This is a genomic window from Gordonia sp. CNJ-863 (genome assembly GCF_001942325.1).
Classification (GTDB): domain Bacteria; phylum Actinomycetota; class Actinomycetes; order Mycobacteriales; family Mycobacteriaceae; genus Gordonia; species Gordonia alkanivorans.
In genome coordinates, this window is record NZ_MKKG01000001.1 from 56,586 (window position 1) to 73,505 (window position 16,920).

At 67.9% G+C, this 16,920-nt stretch carries 18 protein-coding genes; 6 read left to right on the forward strand and 12 right to left on the reverse strand.

All coding sequences use genetic code 11. The annotated features are described in order from the left end of the window. The first annotated feature begins 123 nt into the window (after window positions 1–123). Entirely contained in the window at window positions 124–417 is a 294-nt protein-coding gene (locus BJF87_RS00325; protein WP_258326184.1) for a hypothetical protein, read from the forward strand. Window positions 418–580: 163 nt separating this feature from the next. Here the strand turns inward: BJF87_RS00325 and BJF87_RS00330 are convergent, their stop codons facing one another. Both BJF87_RS00330 and BJF87_RS00335 read right to left on the reverse strand, forming a co-directional pair. Next, on the reverse strand, window positions 581–1,303 hold the full coding sequence (locus tag BJF87_RS00330; protein WP_139114234.1) for a hypothetical protein: 723 nt from the start codon (window positions 1,301–1,303) through the stop codon (window positions 581–583). A gap of 247 nt (window positions 1,304–1,550) precedes the next feature. After that, complete coding sequence (locus tag BJF87_RS00335; RefSeq protein WP_058253250.1) at window positions 1,551–1,913, reverse strand: lipoprotein LpqH; 363 nt, start codon at window positions 1,911–1,913, stop codon at window positions 1,551–1,553. A 462-nt stretch (window positions 1,914–2,375) separates the two neighbouring features. Between BJF87_RS00335 and BJF87_RS25370 the strand changes: the two genes are divergently transcribed. Together BJF87_RS25370 and BJF87_RS00345 are read left to right on the forward strand one after the other, a co-directional pair. Next, window positions 2,376–2,801, forward strand: coding sequence for an Rv3235 family protein (locus BJF87_RS25370; protein WP_222844772.1), 426 nt, complete (start codon window positions 2,376–2,378; stop codon window positions 2,799–2,801). 55 nt (window positions 2,802–2,856) lie between these two features. Further along, a complete protein-coding gene (locus BJF87_RS00345; protein WP_139319383.1) occupies window positions 2,857–4,812 on the forward strand; it encodes a MucR family transcriptional regulator in 1,956 nt (651 codons plus the stop codon). Between the two features lie 18 nt (window positions 4,813–4,830). Here BJF87_RS00345 and BJF87_RS00350 read toward each other — a convergent pair whose 3' ends face one another. From BJF87_RS00350 to BJF87_RS26015, 4 genes are all read right to left on the reverse strand, one after another. Next, entirely contained in the window at window positions 4,831–5,391 is a 561-nt protein-coding gene (locus tag BJF87_RS00350; RefSeq protein WP_075862427.1) for an RNA polymerase sigma factor, read from the reverse strand. Between the two features lie 20 nt (window positions 5,392–5,411). Then, window positions 5,412–5,855: a hypothetical protein gene (locus tag BJF87_RS00355; RefSeq protein ID WP_075862428.1), complete on the reverse strand. Its 444-nt coding sequence runs from the start codon at window positions 5,853–5,855 to the stop codon at window positions 5,412–5,414. 153 nt (window positions 5,856–6,008) lie between these two features. Then, complete coding sequence (locus BJF87_RS26010) at window positions 6,009–6,263, reverse strand: hypothetical protein (protein WP_075862429.1); 255 nt, start codon at window positions 6,261–6,263, stop codon at window positions 6,009–6,011. Then, window positions 6,206–7,846, reverse strand: coding sequence for a DUF6924 domain-containing protein (locus BJF87_RS26015; protein ID WP_158037438.1), 1,641 nt, complete (start codon window positions 7,844–7,846; stop codon window positions 6,206–6,208). Before BJF87_RS26015 ends, BJF87_RS26010 begins: the two co-directional genes overlap by 58 nt. Before the next feature lie 274 nt (window positions 7,847–8,120). Between BJF87_RS26015 and BJF87_RS00370 the strand changes: the two genes are divergently transcribed. Together BJF87_RS00370 and BJF87_RS25600 are read left to right on the forward strand one after the other, a co-directional pair. After that, entirely contained in the window at window positions 8,121–8,777 is a 657-nt protein-coding gene (locus tag BJF87_RS00370) for an MspA family porin (protein WP_058253243.1), read from the forward strand. 163 nt (window positions 8,778–8,940) lie between these two features. Next, complete coding sequence (locus tag BJF87_RS25600; RefSeq protein ID WP_139319384.1) at window positions 8,941–9,153, forward strand: hypothetical protein; 213 nt, start codon at window positions 8,941–8,943, stop codon at window positions 9,151–9,153. A gap of 67 nt (window positions 9,154–9,220) precedes the next feature. Here BJF87_RS25600 and BJF87_RS00375 read toward each other — a convergent pair whose 3' ends face one another. Continuing rightward, window positions 9,221–9,634 (reverse strand): hypothetical protein, encoded by a 414-nt coding sequence (locus BJF87_RS00375; RefSeq protein WP_139114230.1) that lies wholly within the window; start codon window positions 9,632–9,634, stop codon window positions 9,221–9,223. Between the two features lie 148 nt (window positions 9,635–9,782). On the opposite strand from BJF87_RS00375, the gene BJF87_RS00380 reads away from it, so the two are divergent. Then, on the forward strand, window positions 9,783–10,676 hold the full coding sequence (locus tag BJF87_RS00380) for a hypothetical protein (RefSeq protein WP_139114229.1): 894 nt from the start codon (window positions 9,783–9,785) through the stop codon (window positions 10,674–10,676). A 14-nt stretch (window positions 10,677–10,690) separates the two neighbouring features. Here the strand turns inward: BJF87_RS00380 and BJF87_RS00385 are convergent, their stop codons facing one another. The 5 genes from BJF87_RS00385 to BJF87_RS00405 form a co-directional block, all read right to left on the reverse strand. After that, window positions 10,691–10,993 carry a hypothetical protein gene (locus BJF87_RS00385; RefSeq protein WP_058253240.1) on the reverse strand — a complete coding sequence of 101 codons (303 nt, stop codon included), beginning with the start codon at window positions 10,991–10,993 and terminating at the stop codon, window positions 10,691–10,693. A gap of 50 nt (window positions 10,994–11,043) precedes the next feature. After that, entirely contained in the window at window positions 11,044–12,876 is a 1,833-nt protein-coding gene (locus BJF87_RS00390) for an Hsp70 family protein (protein ID WP_058253239.1), read from the reverse strand. A 30-nt stretch (window positions 12,877–12,906) separates the two neighbouring features. Further along, entirely contained in the window at window positions 12,907–14,331 is a 1,425-nt protein-coding gene (locus BJF87_RS00395) for a GTPase (RefSeq protein WP_058253238.1), read from the reverse strand. Next, window positions 14,328–16,154, reverse strand: coding sequence for a dynamin family protein (locus BJF87_RS00400; RefSeq protein ID WP_058253237.1), 1,827 nt, complete (start codon window positions 16,152–16,154; stop codon window positions 14,328–14,330). Before BJF87_RS00400 ends, BJF87_RS00395 begins: the two co-directional genes overlap by 4 nt. 85 nt (window positions 16,155–16,239) lie before the next feature. After that, window positions 16,240–16,776: a DUF4189 domain-containing protein gene (locus BJF87_RS00405; protein ID WP_075862430.1), complete on the reverse strand. Its 537-nt coding sequence runs from the start codon at window positions 16,774–16,776 to the stop codon at window positions 16,240–16,242. Between the last annotated feature and the right edge of the window lie 144 nt (window positions 16,777–16,920).

Genomic DNA, 16,920 nt, shown 5'->3' on the forward strand with positions numbered 1-16,920 from the left:
GATGCTCGTGTAGTTTGTACGGGTAGGCGGGGGTGTGACCGGAAGGGAAGTCCGGGACCGTACGCACCCCCGCCGTTCCCGCGGCTGGGAGGTGAATCGGTGGATGCGCGACCACGGTTGCACGTGACCCAACGTGCCATCCTCACCGAGGACGACAGCGGTGTCTGGACGGGCCGGTATGGCGGAGAAAACTGGTCTGTGACAGCGGATTCCGAAGAGGGCGCTCTCAGACGTCTGCGCGAGAAGCTTGAATCCCTCCTCGACGAGGACGAGCGCACCGCACGCATCATCTCCCTCGGGGAGCAGGCCGCCCAGGGCAGCTACACCGAAGAGGGTTTCGAGGCGCGTCTCATCAACCAGGAGGCCTACGAGGATCGGATGATCGAGGCGATAGAGACCGACTTCGACCAGGACTGACCCGTGACGTCTGCCTGCCTGACGGCCCTCGCCGGTGATGCAGCGGTGCACCGACACCGCAGACCTTCGCCCCAGCACTGGTTCATCACGCGACCTGCTGAAAGGGCGTGACGGTCCGGCCTGTCGAACCGCTCGACAGGGGCCTCGCGGCGAATGCCCGGGATCAGATTGCGCCGCTGCTAGCCGCGAACACCGCGGCGTAGAGGACTGCCACAGTCCGGGATGCTTGCTCGCGGACAGCGCTGTCGGGGTCGTAGAGGTAGGCCTCGACCGTGCCGATGAGATGGACGGGGGTCGGCCGGAACCGTCGGAGGCAGGCTATCGCTGTCGCCCGCACGCTGGGATCGCTGATTTGGTCGGCAACGAGATGCACATCCTCTTGCTGGCCATGCTCGGTCAGGAACTCAAGGATCCCCGATCGACAAACGCCCAGTGTGCGGTCTGCTGCGAGCCTCGATAGTTCGTCGCGATGATCGCGGGATGCCAACTCCCGCAGCGCTTGCGCCGCTTCGGTCAAGACTTCAGCGCTCACTGGTGGCTGAAGGTGAAACTGGTCGATGAGCGCCTCGGCGGCGCCGCAATCGCGGACGCCGGTGCTGGCCAGCAACCGGCAGAGATCGATCCGGAGTTGATCGACCTCGCTGCTGTCGGTGAACCCAGATCGTTCCTCGATATGGCGCAACCAGTCCACGAGAACGCGCGTGGGAGAGGACATCCGCCGCGTGTCGGCTACGCCGAGGTGTCCGTGCGAGTGTGGCGAGGGATCGGCGTGTGCGAGGTCGGCGGCGAGGCGCTGGTAGACGCGCTCTCGCTTCGACAGCGCGGTCACATCGGGCCTGTCGATCGGCGGTCGATGTTTACCTGCGTGGGTGACGCGGGAACGCATCCTGGCATCGCGAGTCCTTACCCGTCCGGAGCCGCCGCGGATCGGCTGGCTGTTCGGAGGGTCTGATGCAACTGGGCTGCCGAGATGTTCCGACCGACCGACCAATCGGCCGGATAGGCCTGGCCCACGGCGTCGGTGGGACGGCGCTGCCAGGTGCTAGAGCTGATCACTGACACGCCGGAAGCCGGTGATGCCCGCGGAGTCGATCACTGCCCGCGATAGCGGGCGACCCAAGGCTTGTGCGGTGTCAGTTGCAAGTTGCCGAGAGCTCGAATTGCTTGGTGATAGGTACGGCGAGATCCCAGCTTTCCGCAGTCCCGCGAACCGTGATACGGGAACCGTCCTGGTCGACAGCTTCGACTGAACCCTTGCCCTGCTTGGCGGTGTAGAGGACCCCATCGAGTCCGAACGACACCCTCACGAGTTTTGGTGGATTGCCTGGCTGGAGATCGGCACTCAGCCCAGGCTGCCCGTCGGTGGGGTCCTGTCCGGTGATGCTGATGGAATTGCTCTGTCGGTAACACATGAACTCAGACGGGTCGATGCCTGGGAGTGGTTGGCCATCGACAGTGGCGCTGAGTTCGGCGTAGGGGATGTCGATCTTGGACAACTCCGGTCGCGTATCCGCGGTTTGGGAGGCATCGGATTCCGAACATCCGGCTATTACGAGACCGACACAGGATGCCACCAGGAGTGGCACCACGAAACGCTGACGGCTAGCCATATTCTGTCTCCCCCTGGGCTGGTCGTGAGGCACACGATCTGCTTGCTTGCTGCGGGACTGTACCGGGCGAACCCGCGAGGGGAAGGCGCCGGACCGCCGCGGCGCCGGTCGGTCACATACCGCCGGGGTCAGTAGACGGAACCCACCGGCTGGAACTAGGCGGGGTGGTTGCTGCAACACATCAGCATGCAGCCATTGATTCGAGGATCATCCTCGACAGGGAGATCCCTGCCGCCGCACACCCGAGGGCGGTCGGCGTCTCCACACGCTTCTGTGCGCGCGGCGGCTCCGAGCGGCACCGTCCGAGTGCGAGAACCGCTCGCACACAGTGATAATCGGTCACTGGCGATGTCGTCGGCTGTATGGGAGGCCCACCGATTCTCGGTTGCCGTCATGCAGCTGGTGTGCGAGGTGATCGGCCGCCAGCGAGGAACGTCTCGTCTTGGCGAGACGGTGACCCCGGCGATCGCGGACCAGATCGCGGTACTGGTCCGTCACGACGCCTTTCATATCGCGAAGACGGTTGCCGCGACAGCCAGTAGGGCCCAGAGGTCCTCGATCGGGCCATCGGTGCATCGCCTCCACGTACAGCTGTGTGACCCCTGCGGCGCCGAGATCTTCGGTTCCGTCACCACGGACGGCCAGGTGCGGCCATTCGCCGCCCGCGTCGAGCGCAAGCCATGTCGGATACGTGCCGCCGCGCGGCCGGGCAGCCGATCCACTCTGGGCCGTGTCGCCTATCGGTGGCAGCTGGTTGCCCTCGAGTTCTGCTGATTCGACGGCTGGCGTTGACATCTGTCATCGGCTCGGCGTGACCTATCCTTTCCCGGTGGTTGCGCAGTCGTCGGTGTTGGCTCGGAGATGGGCCGATTCTGCACCGTTGCGTGCCCAGCAGTGGGGCCTGATTACCAGCGCCCAACTCCAGCGCCTCGGCGTCAACGGGTCGAGTCAGCTTCTGCTGCGGCGCAGAGGATTGCTGGTGTCGGTGGCCAGAGGTGTGATGCGGGAACCCCGCCCGCCGGCGGACGACCTGCTGGCCGTAGCCCAGCTGGCCTGGGTGTCGGCAGCGCCGGGTTCGGCTCCGGAGGAACGGCTCTCGGCCGCGCGGCCAGACTATGTGGTCACCGCGTACACCGCGCTGGCCCTGCATGGACTCGCCGCTCCGCCCGTCGAGACGCTGCCGCTACTGGCTGTCACCGGGCGCTTCCAGCACCGGCAGACCGCCACCTACGCGATCGTTCCTCGCCGGGCGGAACTGTCGTGGGATGACGTGGCGGTTCTCGACGGACTGCCCGTCTTCACCCCGGCCGCGGCGATCCGCGATGTCGCCGCGCACGGTGGCGCCCGATTCGGCGACGACCTGGCCGACTACTTCACTACTATCGCCGGGGCTGCGGCCGACCGCCCCGATCAGGCCGCCATCGACGCCGCGATCGCGGCCACCGGTATCCGCCTGGACGCCCCGTCACCGTCATCTCCCCTGCCCCCGCTGCTGGCTCGCAAATGGGCCGATACCGCGGCGCTGCGGACGGCCCAGTGGGGACTGATCACCAGCGTCCAGCTCCAGCAGCAGGGCGTGACCCGCAGCGATCACGTGAAGCTGCGCGACGCGGGCCTGGTGGTTCCGGTCGCCAACGGCGTGATGCGCGAAGCCGACCGTCCCGGTGAGGGCGCCCTTGCTGCGGCGCAGCTGGCCTGGGTAGCGGCCGTACGGGATTCGACCCCTGCTCAGCGGCTGTCGGCGCCCCGTCCTGACTGTGTGGTCACCGGCACGACCGCCTTGGCCATCCATGGCCTCGGCCAGCCCGGTCAGGGACTGCCGCAGCTCGCGATCACCAAGGCACCGAAGAACGGGGGACGTACGACCACGACCGCCCGATATCTGGGCCGCTCGACGGCGTTGTCGTGGGACGACGTCGACATCGTCGACGGCCTGCCGGTGTTCACCCCGGCCGCGGCGATCCGCGACCTGGGCCAAGACAGCCGTGGTCGGCTTGTCGATGACCTCGCCGGTTACTTCGCTGACATCGCCATCGCTGCTGCTAACCATCCCGATCGCGACGCCATCGTGGCGGCGATCGCGGCGTGCGGCGCCCGCCTGCGTACGGTGGTCTGCGATGCGCGCGCCGTCCTCGACCGGGTCTACCGCACCGCGGGTGTCTCCGACGACCTGTTGGCGGCCACCATCTGGGGCGGCCAGTGGCAGCGGCGCTTCACCGCCGACCGGGTACAGCACATCGTGGCTACTGCGCTGTCGGTCGCCGTCGACACCATCGCCGGCCGGGCCGGAGACGATCTGTCCACCGCCCTGGTTTACCTGTTGGAACGCAACGGTCAGGCGCGTAAATGTGTTGTGGCCGACTGTGAATGGTGGGCGGTGGAACAAGACCGCTGCTCCGCGCACGCGATCCAGCGGCGACGCGAGCGCGTGCTAATCGACCCCTCAGGCGTCGATTCCTCCGCCACGTCGACTCCTCGCCGGTCAGGACATGGCTGGTGGGGCCACATCGACGACGACGGCGAGACAATCGCGTGCCATGAATGCGGTGAGCGTTTCCGTGCGCTGACCCGCACCCATCTGGAAACCCACGACCTGACCGCCCGCGAGTACAAACAACGCCACGGCCTCGAACAGCGCATCGGGTTGGTCTCCACCGAGATTCGCGAGCGGCAGCAGCACCAGGTCGCTACCAACCCCCGCTACTCGGAACGGTTCCGCCGCAACCCGAACGCGCCACGCCTGACCGATCTACCGTCAGCCCTCCTCGACGACCAATCTCGCTGATCGACGTCTCGTTCGACGCTATTGGCCTGTCGCTGCGGCGGTGTCGCGTAGCAGGTCGGCGAGTTGGGTGCGGGCTCGGTTCAATCGGGATTTGACGGTCTGAACACCAACGCCCTGGTGGGCGGCGATATCGGCGTAGGTGAGATCACCGAATTCACGCAGCACCACGGCTTCTCGGAAATCCTCGGGCAGTTGTGCCAGAGCTTCGCGTACCGCGTCGCGCAGCGCGATCTGGTCATCAAACGCTGACTGGTGGGTGTCCTCGACGAGTTGGATCGGCTGGTCAGGGTCGGTGAAGTCGGTGATGGTGGTGTTGGCTTTGCGGCGCCGCACGACCATCAGGGCGTTGTTCGCGGCCACCCGGTGCAGCCAGGTGCTGAACTTCGACTCACCGCGGAACTTGTGCAGGTTCTGCCACGCCGCGACGAGGGTGTTCTGCAGGGCGTCCTCGGCGTCGTGGGGGTTGGAACAGATGTTGAGGCACACCGCCCACACGTGCGTGCGGTGAGCGCCGACGAGCTCGGCGAAGGCGTGCTGGTCGCCGTTACGTGCTTGCAGCAGCAGACGTGCTTCGTCCATCAACTCCCCCAACCCGGTTCTCAGATGTCGTCGTGCGTGTCGTGGGCACCGGGGTGCGGGTCCTCGACACCGGCGTCGGCGAGGTCGACACTCGCGCTGCCCTCCTCGGCGGGCGGGAGCTGTCCCTCCTCGGCGGCGTCTTGGGCGGCGTGAGCGATCGGCGGATCAGCCGGTGCCTCGCTGGGCGGGCTGTCGGGGGTGTCGTCACCCAGGTCGATGTCCTCGTCGAGGTCGGCCGGCGGGGTGTCGTCCATGTCGGGGACGGTGTCGGGGTCGGCGACGGCGGCGGGGTCGAAGGCTGCCTGCAGCGCGTTGTCCCACACTCCCGGCGGGAGGTCGGTGGTGAGGGTGGCGGGGTCGATGCCGAGTGACGCCAGAACCGGCGACGGTTCGTCCTCCTGCATGTGTTGACCTCCGTTTCTGGTGAGGTGGTCGCCGACGAAGGTCGCCGTCGGCCCGGTCACCAGGTGAGATGTTACGGCCCACCCTCGGTGTTCCCGACCAGGTCCCGACAGCTGTGATGTAATCCTCCTCGCCAGATAGACGCGGATTCGGGGTCGCGGCGATCGTGGGCGGGAACATTCCTCATTCCTGGTGGCAACAGATTCCCGACACGCTCACAGACCGAGTTCGAAAGAGGACGCACCATGTCCGGTACCCCCAGAAGCGACGCCCCCATCATCAGCCCCGACGAGCCCTACAACCCCGACGCCACCCCCGCCGATGCGCCCGCCCCCGCCCCGGAAGCCGCCGACGGCCCGGCCGGCCAGGTGGTACACACCACCGACGACGCCGGCAACGCCATCGACGTCCACTACGACGAAGCCGGCGAGGTCGTCCTGGTCGAGGCCGACACCGATGGTGACGGCCATGTCGACACCGCCGCGGCACCGACCGCCGACGGCGGCGCCGTCATCGCCAGCGACCTCGACAGCGACGGCGTCGTCGACGAGGTCGCCCACCTCAATGCCGACGGCGACCTCACCCAGGTCGATCCTACGAAGACGGGCAACTGGTCACCCAGACCCTCGACACCGATGCCGACGGCGCACCCGACACCCTGCTCGTCGACACCAACGCCGATGGGGCCATCGACGCCGTTGCTGTCGACACCGACGGCGACGGGCAGTTCGACGCCGTCGCGCTTGACACTGACTTCGACGGCCAGGCTGACGTCTACGGCCAGGACACCGACGGTGACGGCGAGCTCGACCTCTACAGCGACGACACCGGCACCTACAGCGACACCCCGGACGCCCCCGAAGACACCACCCCCGGTGGTCACGACAGCGACGCCCTCGTCTGACCCCCGCCCGAGGTCAACCACAGCGATGCCGACCCCCAGGGGTCGGGCATCGCTGTGTGTGGGCTTGACGGCCTCGGCGTCAGAATCCGCGGAAGATGCCGTCGGTGTCGGCGGCGCGACGAAGTCGGCGAAGTCCATGTTGGCCAGGGCGAGGTTGTTTTCGATCGACCACATCGCAGCGGGCACGACCCGCACGCTCCGTTTCGAGGTGTCCTCGCCGTCGAGATTGATGGCCAGGATCGGGTGGTCGGGGTGGGACAGAGTCTGGGTATCGCACAGGAACACGTAGAACGGCGGCGGTTCCCCGATCGCGTGCGCCAGCTCGTCGACGGTGATGTTGTCGTAGGTGGGGTCGTCGACCAGGGTGAGATCGGCAGAGAACCCGTCGACAGGATCGGGGGCCAGCGCCGCATTCGCCACCGTCGTCCACCCTTCGGGATCGCTGAAATCACCGCGGATCAGCAGGGACAGGCCTGTCAGATGGTCGGCGTCGAGCGGCCCAGACACCGAGGTCGCAGAGTCGGCCGCCACGGCGGCGTCGATGCGCTCTCGCACCTCGGCGGGCTGGGCCGGGGCGTGTGACGCGGCCGGAGTGTTGCGGCCGGTCGGCGTGTAGCGGATGACCTCGAGGCCGGCCGGCCCGGGGATCGGCCAGATGTCGACACGCACCTGCACGACGGGATCGGAGGGTCGCCGGTCCCGGCAGGACACGCGAACCATGTTCCATGGACCAAAAATCGTGTGCACCAGAGGCTTGATGCGCTCGTGTTCGCTCGGCGACGACCACACCAGAGGCTGCATCGTCACAGGCAGGTAGCCGAATTCGGCGCCACCTTGCTCGACATGGACCCAGCCGTCGGCAGCATCCAACAGGGTCGGCTCGGCGTCGTGAGTGATGAGGTCGACGACCACCGGGGCCGGCGCATCAGGGATCAGGAACGTCAACTCGGGAAGCCGCGGCGGGTCGAACCCCGGCTTACCAGGTTCGTAGCTGAGCGTGTAGTTCTTGGTGTCCTGGATGCCGATACTCAACCGATGCTGGCCGGTGTACCAGCTCTGATAATGCTCTGGCTCGAATGATGCGAATGCGCCAGTGAGAGCGATGAAATCAGCCGTACGGTGTTCGTACTGCACGTGCTCCAGCTCCACAACCACTCCTCGTTACTGTCGACCCCCACAGCACGCTCTTCTAGCGGCTGCCCCGCCGCCACCCTAGGGCCGAACGGGCGGCGATCACGCCGACAACACACCCGCCTGCCTAACGGCGTTGATCCTGCATCGTGCTGCCGGGAACATTCTCGGTTCTCCGAGGCAACCAATCCTCAGTTGCTCACGCAGAGCACATTTCTCGCCCCGATGAACGAGGCGGGACTGCCAGCACAGGGCGCGGCGATTCGCTGCGCCAGGACCAGAGGACACTCCGATGAACAAGACCGCCATGACCATTGCCGTTGCCGCCGTGTCGATGGGCGCCGTCGCGAGCGGGTTCGCCGCCGGCACCGCCGAGGCCCAGCCGGGGCATCAGCGCAGCTGGGTCACCGACGACGGCTGGAAGGCCTCGATCGCCTCCACCCACGAGAAGGTGCAGAAGGTCGCGCCGCTGTCCTCGGTGCCGACGTCGCGGGAAGCGTTCATGTCGATGCGGGCGGTGTCCACGCTGACGCCGCCGGCCGGGCAGGCCGGAGCAGCGATCACCGGTGAACTCGAGGCCGGGTACATGATCGGATGCGCGGTGCAGCTGGAATCGGTGACCGGCAGTGTCGGGGCGAGCCTGGGCATCGGTGGCAGCGGTGGTGGTGGTATCAGCGCGGCCGGACCCAGTGGAAACCTGTCGATCAGTCCGCAGGCCCTGCTGCAGCCGAGTCTGTCGGTGACGATGTCACCGGGCAAGATCACCACCGTCACCTTCGACAAGAAGGCCGTCGGCGCCGGACGCGCGTCGACCACCACCCGCGAAGGCCACATCAGCATCGACGGGTGCGCGGGCCCGGTCGCGGTCCGCTCCTACGCCATCCTCAAGACCAGCACCCCGAAAGCCAACGACGGCAACGCCGTCTACGGCCGCGTCGTCTACCTGTAAACCAATCGGCCCCAAATCTGCTGTTCGGCGGGAACATTCCACCACCCCAGGAGCAACCCATTCTATGGACGCACAACCCGTGCGCCTCGCACGATCTGCGACCGCAGACGTGCAGAACACCGAAGCCCAGCCAAAGAGCTGGCATGACGAAAGGAACACTCAGATGCGAGTAGGTAAGGCGCGAGTGCGTAAGACGATTGGGTCCACCGTGGCGGCCGTCGCGGCGGCCGGTGCACTGTCGCTGATGGGCGGCGGGCTGGCCTCGGCAGCCCCGATCGAACTGCAGCACGGCGACGACGGACTGACGACCTACGACTTCGGTATCGACGGCCAGGACGTCATCATCGGCGGCACAGGCAACTTCACCTGGCCCTGACCGCCAGTCCTGGTGGCCTGAACCGATGACTGCGGGTGGACGTTCGGCGTCCACCCGCAGTTCTCGTTCAGTCGGTCGTCGCCGACCAGTGCCCGACATACCGGTGCCGTGACGGCAGCGCCGAACCGAGATGGGCTGCAGCGTCGGCAAGGATCGGCCACGGCTCGACGAGCTCGCCCTGCCAGCATGCCCACGGCACCGGACCCGGCCCGAGAACATCGCCGAGCAGCGGGTGGCGGCTCCGCGCAATGCTGTCGGCGGTCTTCTCCACGGCGGCCACCAGGTCCCATTTGGTCACTTCGGCGACGTAGCTGGGCAACTCGGCCGTAGCCTCGGCGACGGCGTCGACCGAGCCTCGCTCGGTCGCCACAATGTCGGCGGCACGAGCGGCTATCACTTGCGGACGAGGTTCGACGGCCATACCGTCCGGCTGGACATTTCGGTAGCTCAACGGCATCGAACCTCGATCGTTCGCATCCACGCCAGCAGCGTATCGCCCGCTCCGGGTGTGTGCAGACGGCCAATCGTCTGCACGCGCCCACACCTACACTCACAACCCGGCAATGCGTATCGGTCGCTTCGTCACCCCCCTGCCGATACACGGACGATCCCAGGAGGCCACGCGCAAGATGGCTGATCACGTGTTCACGACTCTCACCGAGCCCGTCTTCGAGCGCGACCCCGACGGTGGGTTCACCGTCTACGACATGGTGTTCGAAGACGGCGACGGCGGGTTGTGGGCCTACCCGGGTCACACGTCCGAAGACTCGCGGGTTGATCCGGCCAGCTGGGCGGCCCAGCATTCGGTTCCCGCCGGCCGGATCGGACCGGTCGGTCCGGGGATCGCACCTCAGCAGTGGCCGCGCGATCCGACGACGGGGATGCCGATGATGCACATCATCACCCTGTGGCTCCCCGACCACTTCCGCCGACACGGCCCTGACCTCCCAGGAATTGCGCTTTTCCAGGGAGCCGGCGAGGCATTCATGCCGCTACCCGACACCCCCGATCCGGCCGATCCGTTCATCATCGACCTGCACCATCACCGCCCCCACCCCCAGCAGATTCTCCTCACGGACATCCTTGATCTCTACTTCGCAGCCATTTGGCTCACCGCCGATGAACTCACTCAGATCGGCTCACCACCGGCAGACCGCCGACGTCCCGGAGAACATGCCCACGACGGACTGCCCCGCCATGCGTGGAACCACGACGACCCGCCGATGCTCGTGCGCCTCACGCCGCGCCGCAACGACCCCAACGCCGGGATCGCCCCCGTCGAACGTGACGCCACCACAGAGACTCCGTACCTCAGCACCTGGGGCGACGGCGACTCCCACGACTGGGCCGACAGACTTCAGTGGTTCAATCACCTCGGCGGCACAGTCTTTCCCTCCCAGTGGATTCCCGACGGACTCACCCCGTACTATCTCGACCTGTTCGAACTTCCCGGGATGAACATCGGCACCGGCACCCTCCAGTACGACCTCGAATCGAACGTATTTGACTGGGCCTGTGGGTAACTGCCGTTTCAGACTCACAGAACCCCGTCGAATACCAGGCCTAGCCAGATGCAATCGGCCGCCAGGCCGAAGGTCAGCCCCGACCAGAACGCGATCTTCTCTGCCGGATAAGCACCAGCGATAGCCGCAACGAGGAAGCCGAAAGCAACGAGCCCCAGCGGGAATACGACCACGATGAGGTAGTCCGGGAGCAGGAGCGCGCAGGCCGCGAGAACCAGTCCGGCGATCGCATAGGAGGCGTAGCGCGGCCCGTCATCGAGCTGGGCGATCCGACTGGCGACCGCACGGACGATCGCGCGCTCGATCGACTTCGTCATTCCAGTCCTTCACGGTGGGCTTGCCCGATCACGTCGACACCTCTGCGCACTCAGTTGATGAGGCCGGAGCGGGTGAGGAAGGTACGGGCATTCTCTACCGAGGACAGCTCGGCGACCGAAAGGATCACTCCGGTACCGGTGTTGGCGTAACTGATGTCGTATTCGTTGTCGCTCAGGCTCGGCGCGATCTCGGCGGCCGCCTGGCGGTTGGTGTCTTCGACGACAGTGCCCTTACCGGCGCTGTAGACCCCGTTACGCAGGTTACGAACCTCGCGGGCGGCTTCGTTGTCGTCGACGTTGATGTGGATCCGCAACGAGGGTGAGAGGCCGCCCGCAATCTTGAGGCCACTGAAGGTCCCGTTCTCGTTGAGGGTGCAGTCCAGCTTGAGCGCGCCGTTGTCGGTGAAGCTGCCGTTGGTGCAGTCGGTGATCTGGGATTGCAGGGCGCCGGGCAGTTGCTGGCGGATTTGGTCAGGGTCGGTGAGGATCGGCCCGCCGTCTTCCCCGGTGGGCCCGGCGGCGGTGGTGTCGGTGCCCAAGGTTTGGGTGGCCTGGGGTGCATCGGTGGGGTCGTCGTCGCTGCCGCTGGCGGTGGTGACGATGGTGGTCACGATCGCGGCGGCGGCGATGACGGCGACCGCGGCGGCGCCGATGCGCAGCCAGCGTCGCCGCGAGGAGGTGGGCTGGGCTGGTGAGCGCAGGGTGCGGGGTTGGGTGTGCCAGGTCGGCATGAGGTCGGCGGCTTCGGGGATGCCGCGGGGCTGTGTGGGCGCCGAGTCCGCCAACACGGTGAGCAATGCGCCCTGGGCGACAACAGTTTTGGGGTCGTCGAGGGTGGCGACGGGACCGAGTTCGCCGAGGCGTTGCTGGATGAGGGGGATGCGGGAGGACCCGCCGGTGAGGTAGAGGGCGGTGAGCTGGTCGGGGTGGGTCAGTCCGGCGTCGGCGAGGGTGGTTCGGGTCAGCTGGACGGCGGCGTCGACGGCGGGGGTGATGAGTTCGTCGAACTCGTCGCGGGTGATCTGCAGGGTGGTGCGTTCACTGGGGCCGGGCACGGAGATGGTGGCCGACGGCGTTTCAGACAGCAGCTCTTTGGCCTGCTGGATGGAGTCCTGCAGGGACTGGATGGCGTCGATGGGGGCGGTGCGGCGCAGCCAGGCGGCGTGGTCGGGGTCGCGGTCGGCGAGGCGGTCCTCGACCCAGCGTTGCAGCAGGGCGTCGAAGTTCTTGCCGCCCAAACCGTTGTCGCCGCGGGCGGCAATGACCTGGAAGGTGTTGGTGGGGGTGACCTCGAGGACGGCGATGTCGAGGGTGCCGCCGCCGAAGTCGAACACCGCGATCCTGGTGCCGTGTTGCAGGGCGTGGGAGCGGGAGTAGTGCCCGGCCGCGGCGCGTGGTTCGGAGATCGTGGTGATCCGCTCGGCCGGGATGCCGGCAGCCCTCGCGGCGTCGGTGAGGACCTGGATCTGTTGGGGCGCCCACGCTTCGGGGTGGGTGAGCACGACCCGGTCGGGCATGGTGCCGGCGTGTGCGGCGACCCCGCGGCCGATGATGGTGCGCATCACGGCGGCGACGAGGGCGTAGATCGGCAGGGTGTGCCCGTTGGCTGCGACGGCCGGTTGCGCACCGATGAGGCGTTTGGGTGAGGCGATGAACCCGGCCGGGTTCTGCGCGGCGGAGTTGAGGGCGGCACCCCCGACGAGGACAGTGCCTGCGGTGTCGACGAACACCGCCGAGGGCATCAGGTTGCTGGCGTGGGTCAGCGCGAGCGCTTCGATGCTGCGGCTGGTGGCGCCCGAATGCGCGGCCGCCGAGTTTGAGGTGCCGAAGTCGATCGCCAGCGACCAGGCGTGGGGGGCAGATGTCTGGGTGGCAGATGTCATGGTGTCGGATCGTCCTGTGCGGGAGGGGTGTCAGTGGCCGGCGGCCAGAGCGGTGTAGGTGCGGATGAGGGTGACCAGGGCGGCGTCCTCGGCCGCCGACCGGGTGGCCAGGCTGCGTTGCTGGGCGGCGGCCAGGCGGCGGTGGGCTTCGGCGGTGACGGCGGCCGGTGGTGGGTGGCCGTCGAGGCCGACGCGGCCGGCGGGGGTGGTGGCGGTGAGGATGGTGCGCAGTTCGTCGGTGACCGCGGCGTCGGGGTCGACGTCGAGCATGCGCTGGTAGTCCTCGAGCACGGTCACCGCGGCCATGGCCGGGTCGGCACGTAGACCGGCGGTCAGGGTGCGGATGTGGTCGCGGGCGGGATGGGTGAAGGCCAGTTGATCGAGGCGGGCCAGGATGCGGTGGGCGCGGTGCAGCACGGCGAACCGTCCGGTGGCCGCGGTCAGGGCGTGGCGCAGGGCGGCGATCCCGGATCGTTCGGCCAGCCAAGTGCTGAGCGCTGCGGCGCCGTCGGCGGCGACCCGGCGACCGTTGAGAGCACCGTATTCGCCGAGCAGGGCGAGCAATTCACGCCGGTCAGCCGGCGGCACTCCCCCGCTGGCAGGGTCCTCGGAGTCGAAGATCCGCAGCACCTCTAGCGGCGGGACGTCGCGGAGCTGGGCGAGCAGCGCGGCGTGGCGTTCGGTCAGCATGCCGGTGTGGCTGGTTTGCGCCATCAGCCCGGACACCGGGACGATCGTGTGGACGATCCCGGCCAGTGGGCCGGCCATGGCGGCGGCGTGGGCGGCGGCGTGGGTGAGCGGGTCGCGGCGGCCGAAGGCGCCTTCGCCGAAGGAGTCGGCGCGCGAGAGCACCCCGAGCATGGTCAACGGGGTGAACGGCAGCCGGTGCAGGAACTCGATCTCATCGACGCGGGGTGCGGCGTCGAAGAGGAACACCGCGGCGTCGGCATCGATGGAGGCGGTGCGGGTCTGTTCGAAGCCGTCGATCATCACCCGGCGGGTGGCGGCGTCGTTGGCGGCGGTCAGCGTCGACAGGCCGGGGGTGTCGATGAGGGTGAGTTCGCGCAGCGCCGCCGAGGGCAACCACCGGTCGACGTAGGCGACCTCGGCCGACGGGATCGGTAACTCGATCCCGGCGCCGGGGCGCAGCGCGGCGCGGTGGCGGGTGCCGTCGAGGGCGAGGACCTCTGCCCGCGACGGGGACCCGTCGCGGTAGACGGTGACGACGTTGGTGGCCTCCAGGGCGGCGGTCTCGGCGACCGGGGCGCCGATCAGCGCATTGACCAGCGTGGATTTGCCCGCTTTGAGCCGGCCGACGACCACGACGCGCGGCGGTGACCACAAGATGGTGCCGATCGCATTAGCGTGGTCGACGCAGTCCCCGCCGAGCGCGGCCAGCTGATGCAGCCCACGGTCGAGCGTGGTGTGCACCGAAACTGGTGTCCCGCTGCTCATGTCGGGTCTCCGTCGAGGAGTGCTTGGGCGGCGGTGATGCGTTTGTCGACGATGGCCAGGTTCGAGGTGAGGCGTTGGGTGGATTTCTCGCGGGTGGCGGCGTCGGCGGCTGCGGCCTCCTGGACGTGGGTGATGGTGGTTTGCAGCTGTTCGATGGTGGCGCGCAGGTGATCTCGGTAGCGGATGACGATGTCGGGGCGGGCTTGGGCGACGGCGCTATCGAGGAGTCGGCCGGTGGCGGTCTTGGTGGCGGCCAGGGTTTCTCGCAGCCAGGCCAGCAGGTTGGTTTTGCCGGCGCGGATCGCCCGGAAGCTCAAGTTCACTCCGACCCACACCGCGCCGATGACGGCGCCGACGCCCATCAGCGCTGAAAGCCCGACAAGCCCGCCGAGGGTGGAGGACCCGACCACACCCATGGTCAACAGGGTGGGGTCGAGCAGCCCTTGGCGTTTGCTGGTGACCTGGTGGGTTTCGATCTTCTTGTCCTGCATCGAGGCGACGATGCGGTCGCTGATCTGTTCCCACACCGTGGGGTCGTCGGCGAAGCGTGGGGTGATGATCGTGTCGTGCAGCTCGTGCAGGAACCCGGCGAGGGTTTCGGCCATCGCCATCTGCAGATCGACCTGCATGTCGGCGGTGAACTTCTGTTCGCTGCGCCGCAACACGGCCATGCCGTTGCTGTTGATGTAGGTGGTCCACTTCTCGCGCACCCCATCGAGGCGGCGTTCGAGGTCATCGACCGCTGATTGCCGCAGCAGGGTCAGGTCCCGGGCGAGATATTGCTCCCATTGGCGGGATTGGGCGTGCAGGTCGGTGAGCCGGTCGCGTTCGGCGGTCAGGTCCGGCAACGCCTGAGCGCCGGCGCTTAGCGCGGCGAGCTCGTCGGCGATGGTCGTGCGCACGGTGCGCAGCCCGTCCAGACAGGTGCGGACCGCATCGAGGTGCGGGGCGGCCGCGGCGGCGTCGAGTCGGTCGGTGATCGCCGCGCGCAGGGTGGCGATCCCGGAGTCGGCCTCGAGGCGGTGACGCGCCTGCGGGTCGGGGGTCTCGGCGGCCAGGACGGCGAGCAGACTCGACACCCCGATCACCGGCACCACCCGGCCCAGGTGCTCGGTGATCAGCCGCTGGTTCTCGGCGACGATCGCCCGCCAGCGTCCCAGGTGTTTGTCGGTTTTGGTCACGGCCACGACGACGGCATCGACGCCGGCGGTGGCCTCGCGGACGAAGGTCATCTCCGGGGCTGTGATCGGGGCGGAGGCATCGCAGACCAGCACCAGCACGCACGCCTGCTGGGTGGAGTGCGCGGCCAGTTTCGCCAAGCCGGGGTCCAGGCCGCCGACACCGGGGGTGTCGATAAGCGTCATCTCGGCCACCGCCGCCTCGCGCAGTGCGATCGCCGCCGCAGTGGGCAGCTCCTCAACGCTGCGATCACACACCATGCGCCCGCCGGTGGTCACCCAGTCGGTCAGCTCGCCGATCTCGGCCGGGCGCGGACCGGAGGGAAAGAACAACTCGGCGGCATGGGCGACGGGCAGATCACCGGTGGTGGTGACCGACACCGCGACCGAGGAGGTGACATCAACGCCGACCGGGCATAGGTCGCGGTAGCCGACCAGGGCGTTGACCAGGGAACTTTTGCCGCGCTGCACCTCGCCGGCCACCACCACGGTGCGCTGCGGCGCGCGGTGCAGTTTCGTCTCGGCGAGGTCGGCGACGGCGTCGTGTTTGTAGGCGCGCAGCACTTTTCCCGCCTCAGCCACGACCGCCGCCGCGGCCGCGTCAACCCCCGTCTGGGGTGCTGCGGGCGCGTTCACGCCGACCATCGTCTCGTAGCGGTGCCGCCGTTCCCCCGACCGGTCATGGAAAGCATGCTGGTCGACGCGGCAGGGCAACGCAAAACGGTGGGTGTCAGGCGCCGGCGGTGCAGGCCCAGATGATCGTGCGGGACCCCGGCCCGGACTCATTCGCCGCGGCTACCTCCGCGGACCGTCGGGTCGGGGCGTAGGCCCACCCCCACCGCAAGGTGCGGGGCTGCTGGGTGACCGCACCGCAGTTGCGGGCCATCTGCACCACCCACCGGCAATCCGACGCCCGGCATTTCGCTTCGGCGGCCCGCTTGGCCGCCGACGCGGTGGCGTAGTTGATCGCATAGGCGGTGTTGCCGGTGCGCTGGGAGATCGCGATCGCACCGTAGACGTTCTCGGCGGCTGGGCTGGTGCCGGCGCCACCAGCAGCCCAGCACCAGCAGCCACCACGGCCAGAGCGGTCACCGCCGCGCGCACACCACGAGTCGAGATAGGCATCAAGAGGGGGCTCCTCATCCGGGAATCGAGAACGCCTCGACCCTAAAGCGCGTGTCCCACGAGCTGAGGGGTCGAGACGGGTGGTTTCGACCGTTCGAATGGGGCACCGACCGCCCGATGTCAGACCCGACTGTGCAGGCACGACAGCGGGCGCACTATTCTGCAGCCGAACAAGAGGATCGTGCAGATCCGGGTTTCGGGGGAACCGTTCGGGGTTCGCGCAGCAACACACTGGAACAACACCAGTGTGCAGCGGTGGCCCGGGTGAGGTCGTTGGTCCTCCGCC

Coding starts and splice junctions, on each gene's coding strand:
- BJF87_RS00330 (WP_139114234.1), bottom strand. CDS start 1,303: ATGCGTTCCCGCGTCACCCACGCAGGTAAACATCGACCGCCGATCGAC.
- BJF87_RS25370 (WP_222844772.1), top strand. CDS start 2,376: ATGTCGTCGGCTGTATGGGAGGCCCACCGATTCTCGGTTGCCGTCATG.
- BJF87_RS00350 (WP_075862427.1), bottom strand. CDS start 5,391: ATGGACGAAGCACGTCTGCTGCTGCAAGCACGTAACGGCGACCAGCAC.
- BJF87_RS26010 (WP_075862429.1), bottom strand. CDS start 6,263: ATGGCCGTCACCATCGGTGTCGGCCTCGACCAGGACGACCTCGCCGGC.
- BJF87_RS00370 (WP_058253243.1), top strand. CDS start 8,121: ATGAACAAGACCGCCATGACCATTGCCGTTGCCGCCGTGTCGATGGGC.
- BJF87_RS25600 (WP_139319384.1), top strand. CDS start 8,941: ATGCGAGTAGGTAAGGCGCGAGTGCGTAAGACGATTGGGTCCACCGTG.
- BJF87_RS00380 (WP_139114229.1), top strand. CDS start 9,783: ATGGCTGATCACGTGTTCACGACTCTCACCGAGCCCGTCTTCGAGCGC.
- BJF87_RS00385 (WP_058253240.1), bottom strand. CDS start 10,993: ATGACGAAGTCGATCGAGCGCGCGATCGTCCGTGCGGTCGCCAGTCGG.
- BJF87_RS00390 (WP_058253239.1), bottom strand. CDS start 12,876: ATGACATCTGCCACCCAGACATCTGCCCCCCACGCCTGGTCGCTGGCG.
- BJF87_RS00395 (WP_058253238.1), bottom strand. CDS start 14,331: ATGAGCAGCGGGACACCAGTTTCGGTGCACACCACGCTCGACCGTGGG.
- BJF87_RS00400 (WP_058253237.1), bottom strand. CDS start 16,154: ATGGTCGGCGTGAACGCGCCCGCAGCACCCCAGACGGGGGTTGACGCG.